At 41.9% G+C, this 19,371-nt stretch carries 17 protein-coding genes; 11 read left to right on the top strand and 6 right to left on the bottom strand.

The window, feature by feature from the left end; genetic code table 11:
• Positions 1 to 172 precede the first annotated feature (172 nt).
• Together IM515_RS04845 and IM515_RS04850 are read left to right on the top strand one after the other, a co-directional pair.
• On the top strand, positions 173 to 787 hold the full coding sequence (locus IM515_RS04845; protein WP_287627984.1) for a Uma2 family endonuclease: 615 nt from the start codon (positions 173 to 175) through the stop codon (positions 785 to 787).
• Between the two features lie 203 nt (positions 788 to 990).
• Entirely contained in the window at positions 991 to 3,741 is a 2,751-nt protein-coding gene (locus IM515_RS04850; protein WP_287627985.1) for a glycerol-3-phosphate acyltransferase, read from the top strand.
• 713 nt (positions 3,742 to 4,454) lie between these two features.
• Here the strand turns inward: IM515_RS04850 and IM515_RS04855 are convergent.
• Entirely contained in the window at positions 4,455 to 6,611 is a 2,157-nt protein-coding gene (locus IM515_RS04855; protein ID WP_287627986.1) for a putative PEP-binding protein, read from the bottom strand.
• 299 nt (positions 6,612 to 6,910) lie between these two features.
• Here IM515_RS04855 and IM515_RS04860 point away from each other — a divergent pair, with 299 nt between their 5' ends.
• The 3 genes from IM515_RS04860 to IM515_RS04870 all read left to right on the top strand — a co-directional run bounded on the left by IM515_RS04860 (position 6,911) and on the right by IM515_RS04870 (position 8,200).
• The gene (locus IM515_RS04860; protein ID WP_287627987.1) at positions 6,911 to 7,606 is read left to right on the top strand and encodes a response regulator transcription factor; all 696 of its coding nucleotides are present in this window, start codon (positions 6,911 to 6,913) and stop codon (positions 7,604 to 7,606) included.
• 107 nt (positions 7,607 to 7,713) lie between these two features.
• Positions 7,714 to 7,818, top strand: coding sequence for a type II toxin-antitoxin system HigB family toxin (locus tag IM515_RS04865; protein ID WP_287628042.1), 105 nt, complete (start codon positions 7,714 to 7,716; stop codon positions 7,816 to 7,818).
• The gene (locus tag IM515_RS04870; RefSeq protein WP_287627989.1) at positions 7,802 to 8,200 is read left to right on the top strand and encodes a helix-turn-helix domain-containing protein; all 399 of its coding nucleotides are present in this window, start codon (positions 7,802 to 7,804) and stop codon (positions 8,198 to 8,200) included. The genes IM515_RS04865 and IM515_RS04870 overlap by 17 nt, the downstream gene beginning before the upstream one ends.
• 180 nt (positions 8,201 to 8,380) lie before the next feature.
• Here IM515_RS04870 and IM515_RS04875 read toward each other — a convergent pair whose 3' ends face one another.
• Entirely contained in the window at positions 8,381 to 10,363 is a 1,983-nt protein-coding gene (locus IM515_RS04875) for a serine/threonine-protein kinase (RefSeq protein WP_287627990.1), read from the bottom strand.
• Between the two features lie 297 nt (positions 10,364 to 10,660).
• On the opposite strand from IM515_RS04875, the gene IM515_RS04880 reads away from it, so the two are divergent.
• Together IM515_RS04880 and IM515_RS04885 are read left to right on the top strand one after the other, a co-directional pair.
• Entirely contained in the window at positions 10,661 to 11,449 is a 789-nt protein-coding gene (locus IM515_RS04880) for an ABC transporter permease (RefSeq protein ID WP_287627991.1), read from the top strand.
• A 180-nt stretch (positions 11,450 to 11,629) separates the two neighbouring features.
• Complete coding sequence (locus IM515_RS04885; protein ID WP_002793040.1) at positions 11,630 to 12,214, top strand: pseudouridine synthase; 585 nt, start codon at positions 11,630 to 11,632, stop codon at positions 12,212 to 12,214.
• 21 nt (positions 12,215 to 12,235) lie between these two features.
• Here the strand turns inward: IM515_RS04885 and IM515_RS04890 are convergent, their stop codons facing one another.
• Positions 12,236 to 12,664 (bottom strand): Tery_1686 family protein, encoded by a 429-nt coding sequence (locus IM515_RS04890; RefSeq protein WP_002740194.1) that lies wholly within the window; start codon positions 12,662 to 12,664, stop codon positions 12,236 to 12,238.
• 198 nt (positions 12,665 to 12,862) lie between these two features.
• Here IM515_RS04890 and IM515_RS04895 point away from each other — a divergent pair, with 198 nt between their 5' ends.
• Positions 12,863 to 14,167, top strand: a complete 1,305-nt coding sequence (locus tag IM515_RS04895) for a hypothetical protein (RefSeq protein ID WP_287627992.1) — start codon at positions 12,863 to 12,865, stop codon at positions 14,165 to 14,167.
• A gap of 236 nt (positions 14,168 to 14,403) precedes the next feature.
• Here IM515_RS04895 and IM515_RS04900 read toward each other — a convergent pair whose 3' ends face one another.
• Positions 14,404 to 15,930, bottom strand: coding sequence for a YifB family Mg chelatase-like AAA ATPase (locus tag IM515_RS04900; RefSeq protein WP_287627993.1), 1,527 nt, complete (start codon positions 15,928 to 15,930; stop codon positions 14,404 to 14,406).
• Between the two features lie 181 nt (positions 15,931 to 16,111).
• Between IM515_RS04900 and IM515_RS04905 the strand changes: the two genes are divergently transcribed.
• Together IM515_RS04905 and IM515_RS04910 are read left to right on the top strand one after the other, a co-directional pair.
• Complete coding sequence (locus tag IM515_RS04905) at positions 16,112 to 16,453, top strand: histidine triad nucleotide-binding protein (RefSeq protein ID WP_287627994.1); 342 nt, start codon at positions 16,112 to 16,114, stop codon at positions 16,451 to 16,453.
• A gap of 83 nt (positions 16,454 to 16,536) precedes the next feature.
• A complete protein-coding gene (locus tag IM515_RS04910) occupies positions 16,537 to 17,070 on the top strand; it encodes a retropepsin-like aspartic protease family protein (RefSeq protein ID WP_287627995.1) in 534 nt (177 codons plus the stop codon).
• A gap of 190 nt (positions 17,071 to 17,260) precedes the next feature.
• Here IM515_RS04910 and hppD read toward each other — a convergent pair whose 3' ends face one another.
• Positions 17,261 to 18,346 carry a 4-hydroxyphenylpyruvate dioxygenase gene (hppD, locus tag IM515_RS04915; protein ID WP_287627996.1) on the bottom strand — a complete coding sequence of 362 codons (1,086 nt, stop codon included), beginning with the start codon at positions 18,344 to 18,346 and terminating at the stop codon, positions 17,261 to 17,263.
• A 57-nt stretch (positions 18,347 to 18,403) separates the two neighbouring features.
• On the opposite strand from hppD, the gene IM515_RS04920 reads away from it, so the two are divergent.
• On the top strand, positions 18,404 to 18,568 hold the full coding sequence (locus tag IM515_RS04920; RefSeq protein ID WP_287697895.1) for a hypothetical protein: 165 nt from the start codon (positions 18,404 to 18,406) through the stop codon (positions 18,566 to 18,568).
• 47 nt (positions 18,569 to 18,615) lie between these two features.
• Here the strand turns inward: IM515_RS04920 and IM515_RS04925 are convergent, their stop codons facing one another.
• The gene (locus tag IM515_RS04925) at positions 18,616 to 19,320 is read right to left on the bottom strand and encodes an SDR family oxidoreductase (RefSeq protein WP_287627997.1); all 705 of its coding nucleotides are present in this window, start codon (positions 19,318 to 19,320) and stop codon (positions 18,616 to 18,618) included.
• Positions 19,321 to 19,371: the final 51 nt, after the last annotated feature.

Below are 19,371 nucleotides of genomic sequence, written 5' to 3' on the forward strand. Positions count from 1 at the left end.
ATAATACAAAGACAACCAAAAGAAGTCAAGCGGTATCCTTAACAAGGGAACAGTCAAACTAGGAGCCGTGTGAGGTGAAAGTCTCATGCACGGTTCTGAATGGGAGGGGAGGTCGGTGACGACCTTCTCGACCCCTAATAGTTAGTAGAGAGAGAAAGCTATTTTGCCAGCTATGAGCCAAACCCTACCTAAAACTGTTAATTTTGAGGAATTCGTCCCTTGGCTGCCTGAAAATTCTGGAGTACGTTATGAGCTACACAATGGAAATATTATTGCAATGGCACAACCCGCAGGAGAACACGAGGAAATCAAAGGATTTTTAACTGTTAAACTCAGTGGAATAATTGATAGACTGGGGCTTCCTTATTTAATTCCTAACCAAGCGATTGTCAGACCTGCTGGTAAAAACTCTGGTTATTTTCCTGATGTATTAGTGCTAAATCGAACCAAGCTCGCTCAGGAAAAATTATGGAAAAAAGAATCAATCCTTAGTGAGGGTGCATCTATCCCTCTGATCATTGAAGTGGTATCGACTAACTGGCGTGATGATTACTACTTAAAATTTGCTGATTATGAAGAAATGGGTATTCCTGAATATTGGATTGTCGATTATGCAGCCTTAGGTGGGCGTAATTTTCTTGGCACTTCTAAACAACCGACCATCTCTGTTTGTCGCTTAGTTGAGGAAGAATATCAAATTCGGCAATTTCGAGACAGTGATCGCCTAATTTCCCAGACTTTCACGGAATTAAATCTCACTGTCAATCAGATTTTCTTAAGTCTGTAGGGTGTGCATCGTCCACCTTACTCTTTTCGTTTTTTTGTTCAGTTTGAGGGGTTGATTTTGCCGCTTAAAATCCGCAATTATTGCCTTTATTTGCTCCATCTGCTTGGTTTTTAAGCCATTAATCTCAATTTATTCTATCGCTTTCGTGTTCATGTTCTCAAGGTCGTTACTAAGACAAGATCGTAAACTAAGACGCATTTTAAATGAGAGAAATTTGGGGTTCCCTATTTATTTTTTTAGTCTGTCCCATCATCGGTGGATTGCCTCTGATCGATTGGATAAATTATCTCGTAACTGGACGTAAATTATCCCAATTAGGTACTGGTAATATCGGTGTAACTGCCGCCTTTTACCATGGGGGTAAATTAGTGGGAATTTTGGCGGTAATTTCGGAAGCAGCCAAGGGAATTATCGTTATTTTCCTAACCCGTTTATTTTTTCCCACCGGCTCCACTTGGGAATTATTAGCTTTAATTGCCTTAGTCGTGGGGCGCTATTGGTTAGGAAAAGGTGCAGGAACTACTAATGTTTTCTGGGGATTAATTGTTCACGATTTTGTCGCTGTTTTTCTCACCTCAATCATTAGTGGGATTAGCTTTACTATTTTTCGGGAAAAATCTACAGGTAGATTGGTAGGATTATTTTTATTAGCTTTAATTCTCACCTTGCGCCGTCCCCACGATTCAGGTTATATTATAACTGCCATTGCTTTAGCCTGTTTATTAGGGGCAATTTTTCAAAAAATCCCCGATGATTTAGACTTACCCGAAGCAAGTGTTAACAATGAATCAAAAACTATGTTTCGTTTTTTTCGTGGAGATCGATCGATCCAAACTCTTGATGACAATCTGGCAGCTTCAAAAGTGGGACAAAAGGCCGCCACTCTAGCCGATCTTAAGCGTGCCGGTTATCCCATTCCTAGGGGTTTGGTTTTACCACCGGGGGATGATCCACAACCGTTAATAGAATCTCTTAATCCTGATATTAATCATCCCTTAGTCGTGCGATCTTCCGCTATTGGAGAAGATGGTGAAACCGCTTCATCTGCGGGACAATATACCACAATTCTTAACGTCATCGATCGAGAAAATTTAGCGGCGGCGATTTTAAGTTGCCAAACCTCCTATAATAGTCCTAATGCTGTTAATTATCGACTCGATCGAGGTCAAGAAAACACGGCCATGGCTGTGTTAATTCAAGAACAAATTCGAGGAGTTTTTTCGGGAGTTGCCTTCAGTCGTGATCCGATTAATCCTCTCAGTTTAGATGTGGTTATTGAAGCTTTACCCGGAGATGCCACTAGAGTTGTATCGGGAAGAATCACCCCCGAAAGTTATCGAGTTAATTTAGAAGAAAATATCATCATCGGAGAGGGAGATATTCCCCCAGCTATTATTCAACAGGTAGCTAATCTTTGTCGGCAATTAGAAACCCTTGATCAGGGCATTCCCCAAGATATAGAATGGACTCATGACGGACGAAAATTATGGTTATTACAGTGCCGTCCTATCACTAATTTACAGCCAATTTGGACAAGAAAAATCGCCGATGAAGTTATCCCCGGAGTGATTCGTCCTTTGCCTTGGTCGATTAATCGTCCTTTAACCTGTGGAGTTTGGGGAGATATTTTCCAGTTAGTTTTAGACAAAAAAGCCCTCGATTTGGATTTCAATGAAACAGCGACTTTACACTATCAAAGAGCCTATTTTAATGCTTCTTTATTAGGAACCATTTTCCGTCGCATGGGATTACCTCCAGAAAGCTTAGAATTTCTTACCAAAGGGGCAAAGTTTACCAAACCACCTTTAGCGGCAACCTTGGCTAATTCCCCTGGTTTATTAAAACTTTTAGGACGGGAATTACAGTTAGAAAAAGACTTTAGCCAAGATCAAAAAAACTATTTTATCCCGACGCTCGAAAAAATTAACGCTACTTCCCTAGAAGCTTTATCTTCTGGGGAGATTTTAGAGCAAATTGAAGAAATTTTAACCGTCTTAAAAAAAGCTACCTATTATAGTATTCTTGCCCCCCTTAGCTTCGCTTTGCGTCGCAGTATTTCGCAAGTACCTTTTGAGAAATTGGATAACTCCCAAGCACCAGAAATAGCCTCAATGCGATCGCTATCTGAACTGAGAAAAAATAGGCTCGATCGAGATTTTGACTCAGCTTTTTCCCTCTGGTTAGAAACCTACGGTTATTTAAGCGAAGTGGGGACCGATATTTCGATACCGAGATGGCGAGAAAATCCCCCATATCTGCTACAACTACCCTTAGATATTCCGGGCAATAATAGCCATAAAAAAGTCAAATCTTCCCACAATGTCCAAAAAAGATTAAATATCAAAAACCAAGTGACTGAAATTTACTCCCGTCTTTTAGCTCACCTACGCTGGCATTTTCTCGCTTTGGAAACCCTCTGGTTACAGCAGCAAATATTATCGGAGACGGGAGATATATTTTATCTAAATTACTCAGAAGTTACTCAGTTAGGTCAGAATAATAAAATCGCCAATCTTAAGCAGATTATCCGTCAGCGTCGCCAACAATTCCAAGAAAACTCTCAATTAACCGATATTCCCTATATCGTTTATGGACAACCCCCGAAAAGAGAATTTTTAGTTTCAAATTTAACTGCCAAAAAACGCTTACAGGGAATTGCCGCTAGTCGGGGGACAGTGGAGGGACGAGTCAAAATTATGCCAACCCTACAAAATCTAGAAATTGCCCCCAATACTATTCTCGTTATTCCCTATACTGACTCAGGATGGTCCCCTTTATTATCCCAGGCTGTGGGCATTATTGCCGAGGTGGGGGGACAATTATCCCATGGTGCTATCATTGCCAGAGAATACGGAATTCCGGCAGTTATGGATGTGCATAATGCCATGAAATTGTTAAAAGATGGTCAATTAATTCGTCTCGATGGCAGTCAAGGAATTATTGAAATTCTCTAGGCATTAGGGGACAGGGTGTTCGGTATCTAATGCTAAATTCTGTTTAAGAAGAGTACCGGAGCGGGAAGTGGGGAAGTGGGGAAGTGGGGAAGTGGGGAGAATAAATAAAAATAATCTCCTGTCTCCTATCTCCTGTCTCCTAACCCAATGTTGGTCAAAGATAAGTAAAAATTATCTATTAACTCCAAAAACTTGAGAATATTTAAATTAACATTTCGCAATATTTACAAATTCTTAAGAATTAATTGAGAAAGATTGTTATTTAACAACGATGTTATGCTGGTTACAGCGATTTGATAGAATTTCATAATGGGGTATTTTATGCTTTTTTGGGCAGCAACGCTTGAAACCCTTGCCACACCTAGAAGGTAATCCCAATTAAGACAGGTAAATGAGTCAATTTCACCCACAACGATGATCTTTTTTTTGTGTAGTTTTATTGCAAAAAAAAAGTTTTTTTGACAAAAAGCACAAAGTATGAATTAGGAAGTGGGGAAGTGGGGAAGTGGGGTAGTGGGGAAGTGAGGTAGTGAGGTGGTGGGGAAGTGGGGTAGTGGGGTAGTGGAGCATTTGGCTGAAATTTCCCTAAACCCCTAAATCCCTATCTCCCGACGACTGGCTACTGACTCCTAACCCCACCAACAAACTTTTTGCCGCAAACCCTACTTAACATCTTCCCCAACAGCCAACCCCTAACGCTCCTTTTGCCGAGGTTATCTGCCATTTTCCAATAAAAACCTTCTTTCGGCGCGAACAATTGCCTCTCTAGTGGCTAAAACTGCTTCTGTATCCACCGAAAGAGAAGTCACACCCCAAGCAATCAAATCATCGATAAGTTCAGGATACTGGACGATAGCCATGCCGCAAACGGAACAGGGAATCTGTAAAACTTTTGCTTGGGTGATAATTTGTTTTAAAGCTGCCCTGACTGCGGGATGACGGGCATTAAAATATTCTGAGAAATGTTCTCGATCGCTACCTAAAAGTAATTGAGTTAAATCATTAGTACCAATAGCGATTAACTGTACCCCTGCTTGCACATAATCCCTCAATTGAAAGATTACCCCCGGTACTTCCACCATTATCCCCAATTGGAAAGAAGGGACTTGAGTGAGTAAAGCCGATTGTACCCGTTGCCGGCAGAAAATAAATTCCTCAACCCCGCGGACAAAGGGAAGCAGTAAATTAATATTGGTGGCGCTGGTGGTTTGTACCCGTCGTAAAGCTTGCAATTCTAGATCAAATAGAGTCGCATCTAAAATATAACCATGGGTTCCCCGACTGTCTTTAGCCGAATGTTGAGCATCAAAAGAACGGTAAAATAAAGGCTTAGGCTGGATACTAAGGGCAAATTGTGCGATTAAATCACTTAATCTCTCGATCAATGCTTCTTGATGCTCTGGAGTTAACCATTCTTCTAGATTACGCTGAGAAAGTAACTCTAAAATCATCCATTCTGAGCGCAATAAACCGATCCCATCAATAGGTAGTTCTCGGATTCTGGCAATACTTTCAGTTTGACTGAGATTAACCATCAAACGGGTAGCAATTGCCGTCCCGTCGGTTTCTCTGGGGGGTGCTGGGGGTAAGGAAATCTGTTCCTGAGATGCTAGAGAAATAATTCCCCTCGTACCATCTACTAAAATTATCTCGCCTGAGCGGATAATTTCTGTGGCATTTTTCACCCCGACAATGGCAGGAATGGCTAATTCCCGGGCTAAGATGGCTCCATGGCTAGTTAATCCCCCCTGTTCCGTGATCATTGCTCGAATTTGGCGTAAATGGGGCAGTTTTTTCGGAGGTAAATTAGTAGTAACCAGAATGCAATCCTGAAAATTTGCCTCTGGGGAGTCGAAATTGCTGATCACTTTTGCCACTCCCGATGCCAACCCTGGGGATGCCCCTAATCCTCTTAAGGGATAATTGGAGGTAGTAGGTGTGATTTCCTGGCTGTGACAGTTGAGAATATAAATTTGACCATCTAGCATCATCAGCCATTCTATGCTGGTTAAGCTGGGTTTTTCCGCCAGTAGAGATTGAACCAGTTGACAAAGGCGATCGATGGCGAAATTATCTAAACAGTAGCTTTCCTGTAAACTGGGTGCTAATAATTGTGGTGCAAGCAGATTACTGTCACTGTTGAGATAATAAGCGCGGGATTTATTGCCTAATTGCCGACTGCGTAATTGACCAGAGCGATCGATAATATAGGTATCCGGTGCCACTTCTCCATTAGCTAAACTGTGTCCTAATCCCCAAACTGCCTGAATTTGCCAGTTATCCTCATTAATCAGCACATTTCCCGCACAATTGGCTGGTAATAACGGTTGTACCAGTAAAGATAATTGAATTTTTTCTAAACCAATTCCCACTTTTCGCCAATAAAATAGACTTCTGGCGGTGAATAACTCCGCCCAAGCTTGTTTTAGGGCATTTTCTAGATTATCTGCTTTAATTCCACTGATGGGGGCGGAAAATAAACCGAGAGTTCGCCGAGCCAGATGAGCAGGTAAGGAAAAGCGCCATACTAGGCTATCCATGGATAATTGTGCCACGGCTGCCGTTAGTTCTTCTAACCAGAGAGGAGGAATTTGCGCTTGTAAAATGGCCCGCCGACTTTCTTTGGCGACTAATTGCAGAGCTTTTGGGTTATCTACGTCTAAATAGAGGGAAGACTGGGGAAAATCAGTCAGGAACGAGTCAGCATTGTTAATAGTTTCCAAAAATTCCGCAAAAATGCGGTTAAAAATGGCAAATCCCCTGATAATTGGGTATCCTCGCTGGTGTAATTCACTGGCAATAAAAGCTTTTTCCCCCACCAGGGGGCGAGCAGAAGCACTAATGCGATCGAGCCAGCAGAGAATGGTCACGGGATTTGTTAAGAATGGTGAAATGATTGTAAAATCATTGTGTGATTTTTGTAACTTTTTAGTTCTATCTGCTAGTTTAACTCAGCGCCACTATCTTGAGGATGATCTGGGAAGTGGGGTGTGGGGTGTGACCCCCCCAACCCCCCCGACATCGGGGGGACAGGGGGGGTGTGGGGAGATAGGGAAGTGGGAAGAATAAATGAAAATAACCTCCTGCCTTTTGCCTCCTGATTACTGACTCCTATCTCCTTAGCTGATAAGATAGGATTCGGACAATATTCGATCGCTGCGAGAAATTGATGGACACACCTGCGAAAGTTTTGTTAGTGGATGACGAACCGGGGGTTCGTGAATCTGTGCAAGCATATCTACAGTACGGGGATGACTTCGAGGTAAGAACTGCTAGTAATGCTAACGAAGCCTGGGATTTACTCAATCAAGAAATTCCGGAATTAGTTATCTCCGATATTATGATGCCGCAGGTGGATGGCTATCAGTTTCTGAAGAAATTGCGCGAAGATGGTCGTTTTCAGACAATTCCCGTGGTTTTTCTCACTGCAAGGGGGATGACAAGCGATCGCATTCAGGGTTATAATGCTGGTTGTGATGCTTATTTATCGAAACCTTTCGATCCCGAAGAATTAGAAGCATTAATCAAGTCTTTAATCGAGCGCCGTCGTCAATCCCTGCAAGCCACCAGCGAAAACGCTAGATTAGAAGAAATTGCCCGAGATATCCGGGAATTAAAACAGCAGGTGGGACAACAGAACACTTTTACTACCACTCCCCCCCCGATTAAAGTTGATCTTACCCCCCGGGAACAAAGTGTTTTAGATTTAGTAGCAGAGGGATTGATGAATAAAGAAATTGCCAGTCGTCTAGAAACCAGTGTCAGAAACGTAGAAAAATACGTCAGTCGCTTATTTAGCAAGACTGGTACTAATAGTCGCACGGAATTGGTGCGTTTTGCCCTAAAACACGGTCTAACCAGTTAATATAGCAGCTAAGGACAAAGTAGCAGGCCGGAGTGTCAATAACTGACGATGACAAGCAACTGAATTACCGATGGAAAAACAACTTTGGCAGCGAATCACCCCCAGAGATAATTTATGTTTGTTTTTATCAGAAGCGGCTAATTTATATCAAGTATGTTTTAACTCACGCTGAATACGATAAGGAGCAATGGAAAAATGACCCTTACTTTTAATCCAGAAAAATACAAAGAATTACTAGCTCGCCATTTACCTAAAGTTATTAAAACAGAGGCAGAAAATGAAAAAGCTTTGGCTATTGTGGAAGAATTAATGCACCGTCAGCAGCGAACTCCCGAAGAAGATGAACTTTATGAGCTTCTAATTTTTTTAATTGGGAATTTTGAAAAAAGCTTTTATCTACAGGAATCAACCACACCTCATTCTATGTTATTGTTTTTGATGGAACAGCAAAGCGTTAATAAGAAAGACATAGCCAGAATCCTTGGCTCTGACAAAATTGCCTCTAGTTTAATTGAAGGAAAAGGGTCAATTAGCCAAGAACAGGCGAAATTATTAGGACATTTCTTTAATGTAGATTATAGTTTGTTGATGTAGATAATATCCCCTCTAGCTTGTCGGTTGGGTTGAGCGCTTTAATACTTAGGAGAAAACTGCTCGATTCAATAATTTGAGCCAAAACCCAACATTTTTAAAGACATCGGTGCAGTTGGGTTTCCCGCAAGTGTCGCTCATTTTTGATAGACAAAAGTTATTGCTGTCACCCCAAACACAAGTTTACTGTCCCACCCGCCAAATTTTGATAGTATTGTCACCACTCCCACTAGCTAAATAGCGGCCATCGGGACTATATACTACTGAGAAAACTGCCTCAAAATGACCAGTAAGGGTACGCAATTGTTTTCCCGTTGCTACCTCCCAAATTTTGATAGTATTGTCCTGACTACCACTAGCTAAATAGTGACCATCGAGACTATATACTACTGAGTAAACCCAACCGGAATGACGAGTAAGAGTACGCAATTCTTTTCCCGTTGCCACTTCCCAAATTTTGATAGTTTTGTCAAGACTCCCACTAGCTAAATAGCGGCCATCGGGACTATATGCTACTGAGGAAACCAAGTCAGTATGAACAGCAAGAGTACGTAATTCTCTACCCGTTGCTACCTCCCAAATTTTGATAGTCTTGTCATAACTCCCACTAGCTAAATAGCGGCCATCGGGACTATATACCACTGACCAAACTATGTTAGAATGACCAGTAAGGGTACGCAATTTTGTTCCCGTTGCTACCTCCCAAATTTTGATAGTTTCGTCACTACTACCACTAGCTAAATAGCGGCCATCGGGACTATATACTACTGAGCGCACAAAGCTATAATGACCAGTAAGGGTACGTAATTCTCTACCCGTTGCTACCTGCCAAATTTTGATAGTTGTGTCACTACTACCACTAGCTAAATAGCGACCATCGGGACTATATGCTACTGACTCAACCTTGCCAGAATGACCAGTAAGGGTTTTATCGAGATAGAGAAAACTACCACTAGATAAATAAGAGATAAAAAATAGAGGATCATTTGCAGGAAACTGGTTATATTTAAAATAACCGTAAGCTTGCGTTATTCCTACTCCTAATAACAAAACTCCACCAATAGCTATCAATCCATTTCTCAGATTATTATTTTTAACCGGTTGTGCTGGTGTTTTTTTGGGTACAGCTACAGGTGAAACTGGCGGAGAAGGATTAATCTTAGGAATAACCTGTGGTTGTTTTTGATTTACAACAGGCTGCGGATTTGGTGGTGGTGGAGATGGTCTATTAGGAGTTATAGGAGGTAACTTTAATTGCCGTTCAATCTCATCCAAACGCTGTAAAATAACCCTAGTATTAGCCGGTCTATTTCTGGGTAATCTTCCCATTAACTCGTCAATAAAATCCAACAATAACGGGTGAATATTTTCCGTTTCTTCTCGCCAAGGTAAAACATCATCAATCGGATCATAAATTTCTAAGGGATGTTTTCCGGTTAATAAATGCACAAAAGTTCGTCCTAAAGCATGAAAATCTGATTGAATCACTGCTTGGCCATGTTGTTGTTCATTGGGTGTATATCCGCGTGAGAGAATACCTGTTACCTGTTGACCTTTGACCTTTTGATGATAGGTTTGGGTTTCTTCCCTTGCTGTCCCAAAATCAATTAACACCAACTCGCCACTATTCCGCAGCATGATATTAGGGGGTTTAATATCTCGATGCAGCCAATTCTGTTGATGAATTTTATCGAGAATTAAAGTAATTTCTCTCAGCCATTTTAAGGCTCGTTTTTGACTTAAATTATCATACTGCTTTAGCCACTGCTCTAAATCAATACCCTCCACTTTTTCCATAACTAAACAGTGTAATATTTTCCCCTCCCTTGTGGAATATTGAAAATAAGCATCTGCTCGAGGAACACCGGTGACATTTTGACGACTTAACTCTAATAAAACGTCATATTCCCGTTTAAATAATTCCACTGCCTTCGGTTCATTATTCCATTTTTCTTGTAATACCTTGAGGATTTTGGCTGTAAAACCCTCAAAAGCCTCATAAACAACCCCAAAACCAGTCGTATCACTCAATAACCGACTCACCCTATATTGACCATTTAACAACAACTCAGAGCCGCAACTTTGACAGTAACGAGTATTCGAGTTATTATTACTCGGATGCTCCGGTTGAGAACAATCGGGATTAATGCAGTAACAGGGTTTCATCTCGGCTATCAGTTATTTTATTGAGTGAATAATTGCAAGTTTTCCCTCTCTGACCTTGACAGCATTTTATCATAAGTCAGTAGTAGTAGTAGGGTGCGTTAGCGATAGCGTAACGCACCAAATTAAATTAATGATAGGTGTGGTGCGTTACGACGGATTGTTAGATTCAAGTTTAAGCAGAGATTGTCGCCGTCTAACGCACCCTACATTTTACTAAACTGGGATGAGCCACTCTTGAAAAAGGGGACAATTGTTAATTATTATTAAAAGTATATTTACTAATTAACCAAAATACCAGTGAAACTAGCTCAAGCTCAGACGATATTAACAGACACTTTAACCGTATTTTGGGGAGAATGGCTAGATTTACGGGCGAGAGTCCTTCAGATCGCCGCCACAGGTCTAGTTTCTCCCCTAATCTATATTATCGGTTTCGGGTTGGGGTTGGGAAGCGCCCTCGATCGCTCGATGAAACCCTCGCTCGGCGATTCCTATCTAGAATTTATTTTACCCGGAATGGTGGCTCTGTCCTCAATGGCGATCAGTTTCGGGGGAACCACCTTTTCCATCTGTGGCGATCGCTTATTTAGTAAAACCTTCGAGGAATTATTATTACTTCCCGTCCATCCCCTCTCATTATTTTTAGGCAAAGTTTTCGCGGGAATTTTGCGTGGTGTAATGACTTCTGCATCAGTGATTCTCATCGCTATCTTATTTACAGGAAAATTTGTCAGTTTTCTCAATCCCCTCTTTTTATTAATTTTAATCTTAAATTGTGCCGTCTTTGCCGGTTTAGGGGCAATTGTCGGATTGCGAGTTCAATCCCTCGAAAGTGCCAGTCTCTATAATAACTTTTTAATCGTGCCGATGTCTTTTTTAGGAGCAACTTTTTTCGATCCCAAAACCTTACCCTGGGCATTAAAAATTATTGTTTATGCCTTGCCCCTCACCTATGCTAGTCTAGGATTAAGAGCCGCAGCCTACGATATCAATCAATTTCCTTGGTTCGCTATCCCTATTTTATTAATCGTCGCTCTTCTTCTCTCGATTGTCGGCGCTTATCAATTCTCCCATCAACGGGATTAAATCAGTTATCAGTTATCAGTTATCAGTTATCAGTGGTCAGTAATCAGTTATCAGTTAAGTACCTAAGCAAAGTTAATTAAACATATCTAACTACCTCTTGCCTTTTGCCTCTTGCCTTTTGCCTATTCTAACCAAGAAATTAATTTTGCACGACTACTTATCTCCTAACTCCTTTTTCCCTTGAATAAATATATCCTTTTTTATAAACCATACGATGTATTATGTCAGTTTACTGATGAAAATGGTCGCTCGACTTTAAAAGATTATATTCCCATCCCGAATATCTATTCTGTCGGTCGTTTAGATAGGGACAGTGAGGGATTATTATTACTCACAGATAACGGTCAATTACAGCATCGTTTAGGTCATCGTCAATTTGCTCATCCGCGCACCTATTGGGTACAAGTCGAAAGAATTCCAGACCTAAACGCTTTAGAAAAATTGCGTCAAGGTCTTCCTATTCAGGATTATCGCACTCGACCGGCAATAGTTAATTTACTAGATTTTGAACCGGATTTACCCCCCAGAGAGCCACCGATTCGTTATCGAAAATCTGTTCCCACCGCTTGGTTAGAAATTACCTTAACTGAGGGAAGAAATCGTCAGGTAAGACGGATGACGGCAGCCGTTGGTTATCCCACTTTAAGATTAATTAGAACAGCCATTACTATTGACAAAAACAATAAATTATGCTTAACAGGATTACAACCCGGTCAATGGCGAGAAGTGACTGAAAAAGAGAGAAAAGCCTTAGAAAAATTGTAGATAAAATTATTGATAAATCAGCTATAGATGCTCATTTTTAAAAACTTCAAACACCTGCCGGCTGAAATATTTTAACTTATCAGCCACCTTAGGAGAAGGTTGATAATTACCGACTAATTGCCAATTTTCCACCGTAGATAGTCGCCAAGCGGTTCCTTGATGGTTAAAAGCCTGCATTTCTAAGCCAATCAAACGCTGATGCTGATCTTCGCTATCGAGATGAAAACGAATTTGTACCAGAATACTGCGCCCTTGAATTCTGGGACTCCAACCGGGAAAATGGAAAGCGATATCGATCGAGTCAGGATCCGTTAACTCCCTTGTGTGGGGATCATTGCGCCAAGGTTTCAGATCTGCCTTTGCATCGGGGAATTGTTGTTTAAACAGGTTGACGAGTGTGGCGATCTTCGCCGTTAATTCTAATCCTTTTGCCTGTTCCGACGCATTCATGCTCACCTCTGATAATTGCTTATAAAGTAACTATTTATACAGTTTAGCCCTGCTTTTTGCGACTATTGGAACAATTATAACGATATTTTCTCGATCGAGTCGAAAATGCCGCACCCATCAATCCAGATAGCCGCTGCCAAAAAGACAAAATCAAAACTACACTAGAAAATAGGATAATCGAGAGGAACAGTATTTTCTATGAATCCCCAAGAGTCTCTATTACAATCGATCGAAAAATTAGGCTATCGGGTTACGGTGGGTGATGTGGCGGCAAAATCGGGTTTAGAGATTAACGCTGCACAACAGGGATTATTAGCTTTAGCTGCGGAAGCGGGGGGACATTTACAGGTAGCAGATACGGGGGAGATTATCTATCTTTTCCCTGAAAATTTTCGCTCGATTCTCCTGAATAAATATTGGCAATTGCAGTTAAAAGCTTTCGGGAGTAAAATCTGGAAAGTAGTTTTTTATGTTATTCGCATTTCCTTTGGCATTGTTTTAATTATTTCGATTTTAATCCTGTTGCTGGCTATTCTGGCGATCCTGATCGGCTTAATGTTCAAAGATAGTGACTCGGATAACAATTCTGGAAATAACAACATTAATATTAACTTCTTTCCCACGGACTTTTTCTGGATTTTTTATCCCGATTTTGGTAATAACTACTACGAAAGAAGGGATAGGGAAGTTAAGGCAGAAAAACCCCCTAGTAAGATGAATTTTCTCGAGGCAGTTTTTTCTTTTCTTTTTGGCGATGGCGATCCTAATTTTAATTTAGAGGAGAGACGCTGGCAAACTATCGGGAAAGTAATTCAAAATAATCGTGGTTCGATTATTGCTCCACAAATTGCCCCCTATCTCGATAGTATTACCCCCAGTCACGAGGAGACAGAAGATTATATACTCCCAGTTTTAACCCGCTTTAATGGATTGCCGCAAGTGTCCGATCGAGGCGATATTATCTATTATTTTCCCGATCTACAGGTGACAACCAAAAAGAGAAAATTACAAACAGTTTCCCCCTATCTAAAGGAAAAACGCTGGAAGTTTAGCGAAGCAGATAGCGGTCAAATTATCCTAGCTTTAGGTTTAGGGGTGGTTAACTTTATCCTCGCTTTAGTTTTAGGATCTTTGCTCAACAGTGATAGTGTTGATTTGAGCGGTTCTCTGGGGTCGATAGTCACAGGAATCTACGGGTTTCTCCTCAGTTATGCTGGTGCTTTTTTGGGGATTCCCCTCGGTCGTTATTTCTTTTTACAGTGGAGAAATGAGCGGGTTAATCAACGCAATCAACAGCGAGAAAAAAGAGCAGATCTATTAGCCCAAAATAATCCTGAATTAGAGCAAAAACTGGCCTACTCTCGTAAATTTGCTGACCAAAAAGTGATTACAGATGCTGATATTAGTTATTCTACCGATCAAGACTATCTCGAACAAGAGATCGATCGCTCCGATAAAATCGATCGAGAATGGCAAAAACGCTTAGAATCGCCCGATTCCTGACTCCTGACTTGAAAGAGGGTGTGGGGTGTAGGGTGATGGGGAAATGGGGAAATGGGGAAATGGGGGAATTATGAATTGGGAAATGGGGGAGTGGGGGAGTGGGGAGATAGGAGAATTTCAACTAATACCCCAAAACCCTAAAACCCCAACTCCCTAAAACCCCAACTCTCAACTCCTGCCTCCTGAATCCTGACGACCGACTCCTAACCCCAGCAACAAACTTTTTGCCGCAAACCCTAACTTAAACGATCGAGGGTGCGATACTGAATTGCTTCGGCAACGTGGGAACTTTTCAGCATTTCACTATCTCCTAAATCGGCAATGGTGCGGGCAACTTTGAGAATGCGATCCATTGCTCGGGCCGATAAACCCAATTTTCGGATTGCCCCTTCTAAAATATGGCGACTGCTCTGATCAAGAGCGCAAAAACGCCGCAAATGCTCGGAATTCATCTCCGCATTAGAGCGAATCCCGCTATTCTGAAAGCGATCGCTGGCCTTTTGTCGGGCCCCTTCTACCCGTTGCCGCACCTGATCAGAAGCTTCTCCCCGACTCTCTTGGGTCATTTCTTCCGGTTTCAGGCGATTTACCGTCACTTGTAGGTCAATACGGTCTAAAAGCGGCCCCGATAATTTCGCCCAATATTGTTCCCGTTGTCGCGGTGAACAGCTGCAGGGTTGCACCGAATCGCCGTAATAACCACAGGGACAGGGATTGGTACTCGCCACCAGGGTAAAACGGGCCGGAAAAGCGACAGAAAGACGAGTGCGAGAAATGCTCACATAACCATCCTCTAGGGGTTGTCGGAGATATTCCAAGACACTGCGCTTAAATTCCGTTAATTCGTCCAAAAATAAAATACCACGGTGAGAAAGGGAGATTTCCCCTGGTCGGGGATAAGTGCCACCTCCCACCAGCGCTGCCCCAGAAGCGGAGTGATGGGGACTGCGAAAAGGACGCTCGCGCACCAGAGAACCTCGATCCTTCAGTAATCCGGCGACGGAATGAATCTGGGAGACTTCTAGGGATTCGGCAAAGGTCAGCTGGGGCAGAATACCGGGTAAACGTCGCGCTAACATGGTTTTACCGCTGCCCGGTGGCCCGACAAAAATTAGGTTATGACCTCCAGCTGCGGCAATTTCCAGGGCCCGACGGCCAATTGCTTGACCTTTGACATCCTTGAGATCGGGGAGATTTACCCGCGATCGCCCAAATTCCTCGGCAGCGTTAAAAGTCATCGGTGAATAGCGATCGGGTTCATTTAAGAAATTTACCACTTCCGATAGATGACGAAACCCATACACTTGTACGCCTTTGACCACGGCCGCTTCTTTGGCATTATCGGCGGGAACCACTAAACCCTTAATCCCCATTTTTTCGGCGGCGGCAGCAATGGGTAAAACCCCCGCCACGGGACGCAAACTACCATCGAGGGATAATTCGCCTAAAAAGAGAAAATCCCCCAATAAATCGGCTTCTACCTGTTCGGAAGCCCCTAAAATGCCGATACTAATCGGTAAATCATAAATTGGCCCCTCTTTGCGGATATCGGCGGGACTTAAATTGATGACAATTTTGCGGATGGGAAAGGCAAATCCGGCATTTTTTAGGGAAGCTTTTACCCTTTCTTTCGACTCCTGCACGGCGGTATCGGGTAAACCCACCACGGCAATTCCGGGTAATCCCCCCGATACATCCACCTCTACCCCGATTTTAATGGCATCGATGCCGATAATTGCCGCACTCCAAACCCTTGCTAACATTTTGGCTCAAGTAAAAATAAAGTGAGTTCTTAGGAAAATGAAACAGGATGTTCGGCTAGTTTTCCGCATAAAAATGCTTTTATTTGGGAATTTAACCTGAAAATCAGCCTATTTCTCGGTATAACCTAGCCAGAAAAGCTGAGAGCTTAATGGTATAGTTGAAAAAAAAAGTAATCTGTCTATGAGTGAGACTATTTTTAGCAAAATTATCCGGAAAGAAATTCCAGCCTCGATCGTCTATGAAGATGATCTGGTTCTCGCTTTTCGAGATGTTAATCCCCAAGCACCCACCCATATCCTCATTATCCCCAAAAAACCGATTCCGAAACTAGAGGAAGCCAGCGAAAGCGATCGAGATTTATTGGGACATTTGTTACTAACTGTTAAAAAGGTGGCCGCCGAGGCTAAATTAAGTCAAGGTTATCGAGTAGTGATCAATAATGGGGAACATGGGGGTCAAACCGTCGATCATCTTCATGTCCATCTCTTAGGCGATCGCATAATGGCTTGGCCTCCGGGTTAAACTCCTGTTATTTTCCCGCATTTTTGGGGAATTATAGAACTAGAATCGTTCTTTTCCGAGTCGGTCTTCTCGATGTTGAACCCATGAATAAGTCTCTTTCTGCGATCGCATTGTCCAGCACCCTGCTGTTATTTCCCTTCACCCCTACGACTCTCGCTCAATCGGAATGCTTTCTCCAAAGAGCAGATGGACAACAGATAGATCTTAGCCGTCTCTGTGGCGGTTCATCTAGAAATAGGAAAAATTCCCCGCAAGTTTATCAGTTACCGATTCAACGCCGGGTTAACGGCATTCCCACGGTGATGGTGGTTTTTAATAACCGTCACTATTATGAAATGCTTTTTGATACAGGTGCTAGTGGCATCGTCCTCACCGATGCCATGGCGAAAGCGATGAAAGTCAAACGGGAAAAGGAAGTAGTCGCTCATACCGCCGGCGGTGTCGTTACTGTTTATCTTGGTCGCATTAATTCTGTTAAAGTTGGCGAGGTGGCTTTATCTAATCAGATTGTTGGTATTTCTCCCCAAATGGAAGGATTAGGACTCTTGGGACAAACCTTTTTTGGTTCCTATGATGTCACGATCAAAAAAGATGTGATTGAATTACGTCATCGTTGATAAGTAGCTGGTTATAATTAAATTTAAAATGGATTTTAGGTTCGATCCCCCCTGCCCCCCTTGATAAGGGGGGTGCCGATAGGCGGGGGTATCTACCCTTGATAAGGGGGGTGCCGATAGGCGGGGGGATCTGAAAACTTTTAACACCTACCTACTTAGTCTGACGGGATAAATGCTCGCTTTTCTGACTTTAATCTAAAGTTCCTCGCTGTATTTGTTCCCGTTCGATCGCTTCAAATAGGGTCTGGAAGTTGCCTTCTCCAAAACCTCTAGCGGCATGACGTCGCTCGATTAATTCAAAAAAGAAAGTCGGCTGGGAAAAAATTGGTTTAGTGAAAATTTGCAGTAAAGTCGGCTTTTCTGGGAGGGAATGACTATTTTGTTCAAAATCAATGAGAATTTCCTGTTTTTTAATTTCTAACCATTCCCAATCAGCAATATTAAAATCTTTTTTTTGATAGCTAATTTGTTGATAATAACTGTCGGGAACTGATAAAAATTCTACCTGCCTATCTCGTAATTTTTGAGTTAAGTTTACAATATTTTCTGTTTTTAAAGCAATGTGTTGAATGCCAGATTTTTGATTAATATCCAAAAATTCTTGAATTTGAGAACTGTTACTATCTGGCTCATTAATTGGTAACTTTAATTCGGTTTCGGGGTGAACAAGTACCTGCGAATAAAGACCAGAACGCTCCGTTTTAATAGTAAAAGTTTGCCTTTTTTTAAAGCCTAAATTTTCCTCATACCAATTGGCTGTTAACTCTAAATTCCCCTGAAAAACATTTAAAACTAAATGATCAATTGCCAAAATATCCTGATTATATTGTTCCTTGCTATCATACTCAATCAGATCAGGATCGGCTAAAATTGGCGTGATTCCCTGTCTTTCAATTAACGTATGTTTGAGATTAGCAATGCTAGAGATTTGACAGCTTTTTATCTTCCCCCTAGAAAAAGCAGTTTCCTGAATAAAAATATCCTGTTTAATTCTCCTAGCTAAAGCGTCCAAATCCTCCACTTGAAAAGCTACATCCGCCACCCCTTCAGGATATTTACCTAAAAATTCCGCCACGGGACTGAGAGAATTTAAAGGAGAAGATAAGATAAAAATAATCTGTTTAGTTTTATCTTTTTGGATGCCATTGCCAACTATTTCCGTGTGCGTGTGGAGATTAACTAAACTTGCGATCGCCTGAAAATCCATCACCCGCACCAACCAGTCTCGCCATTTTTTGGCCGATTCTACATAAAAATGAATATGATCAACAAACATAGATAAAGTCAAAAAAGTGGTTGAGTGTTAGTAAGTGGGGAGTGGGGAAATGGGGAAATGGGGAAATGGGGAATGGGGAAATGGGGAAATGGGGAAATGGGGAAATGGGGAAATGGGGAAATGGGGAAATGGGGAGTGGGAATTATGAATTATGAAGTGGGGAATGGGGGAGTGGGGGAGTGGGGAGATAGGGGAATTTCAAGTAAAACCCCAACACCCTAAAACCCTAAAACCCCAACTCTCAACTCCTGACTCCTGACTCCTGACGATTAAAAAAAGAGATGACTATCGGGTTGAATATTAATTTCCATGGGGACGGCTTGGGGTTCAGCATTCATGGCAAAATAGATAGCATCGGCGGCGGTTTGAGCGGTTAACATTTTAGTGCGATCAACTTTTAAGCTCACCTGATCCCAAAAAGGAGTATCGACACCACCAAAATAGAATAAAGTCATTTTAATACCATAGCGTTTTAACTCATCGGCCAAACATTTACTAAAACCCACCACCCCGTACTTAGAAGCACAATAAGCGGCAGCCATAGCCATAGAATGCTTACCCAAAATTCCCACCACATTACAGATATGACCGGCCTTATTTTCCTTCATCACATTAGCCGCAGCCTGACAGGTATAAAAACTCCCCTTCAGATTGAGGTCGAGCATTTTATCTAAATCTTCCGGCGTGATTTTATTATATTGTTTCATCACACCGGCTCCAGCCGCATTAACCAACACATCCAACCGGCCGTAATGGGAGACAATTTTTGCCATCAAAGTTTCCACCTGAGTGGGATTGGTGATATCCGTCGGCACAATTAACGAGGGACAAGACAACTCACCAGCTAAATTAGATAAATTATCGGCATTTCTGGCCACTAATACGAGTTTATGACCATTAACAGCTAGTTTATGCGCTAAAGTGGCACCGATACCCCCCGTAGCACCGACAATCAGGACAACTTTTTCGCTCATAATTATTTATAAATTTTTACAAATCTTATTGTAAACTGTTCCAACTGGAAA

The sequence above is a fragment of the Microcystis sp. M44BS1 genome (assembly GCF_020244875.1).
GTDB classification, from domain to species: domain Bacteria; phylum Cyanobacteriota; class Cyanobacteriia; order Cyanobacteriales; family Microcystaceae; genus Microcystis; species Microcystis panniformis.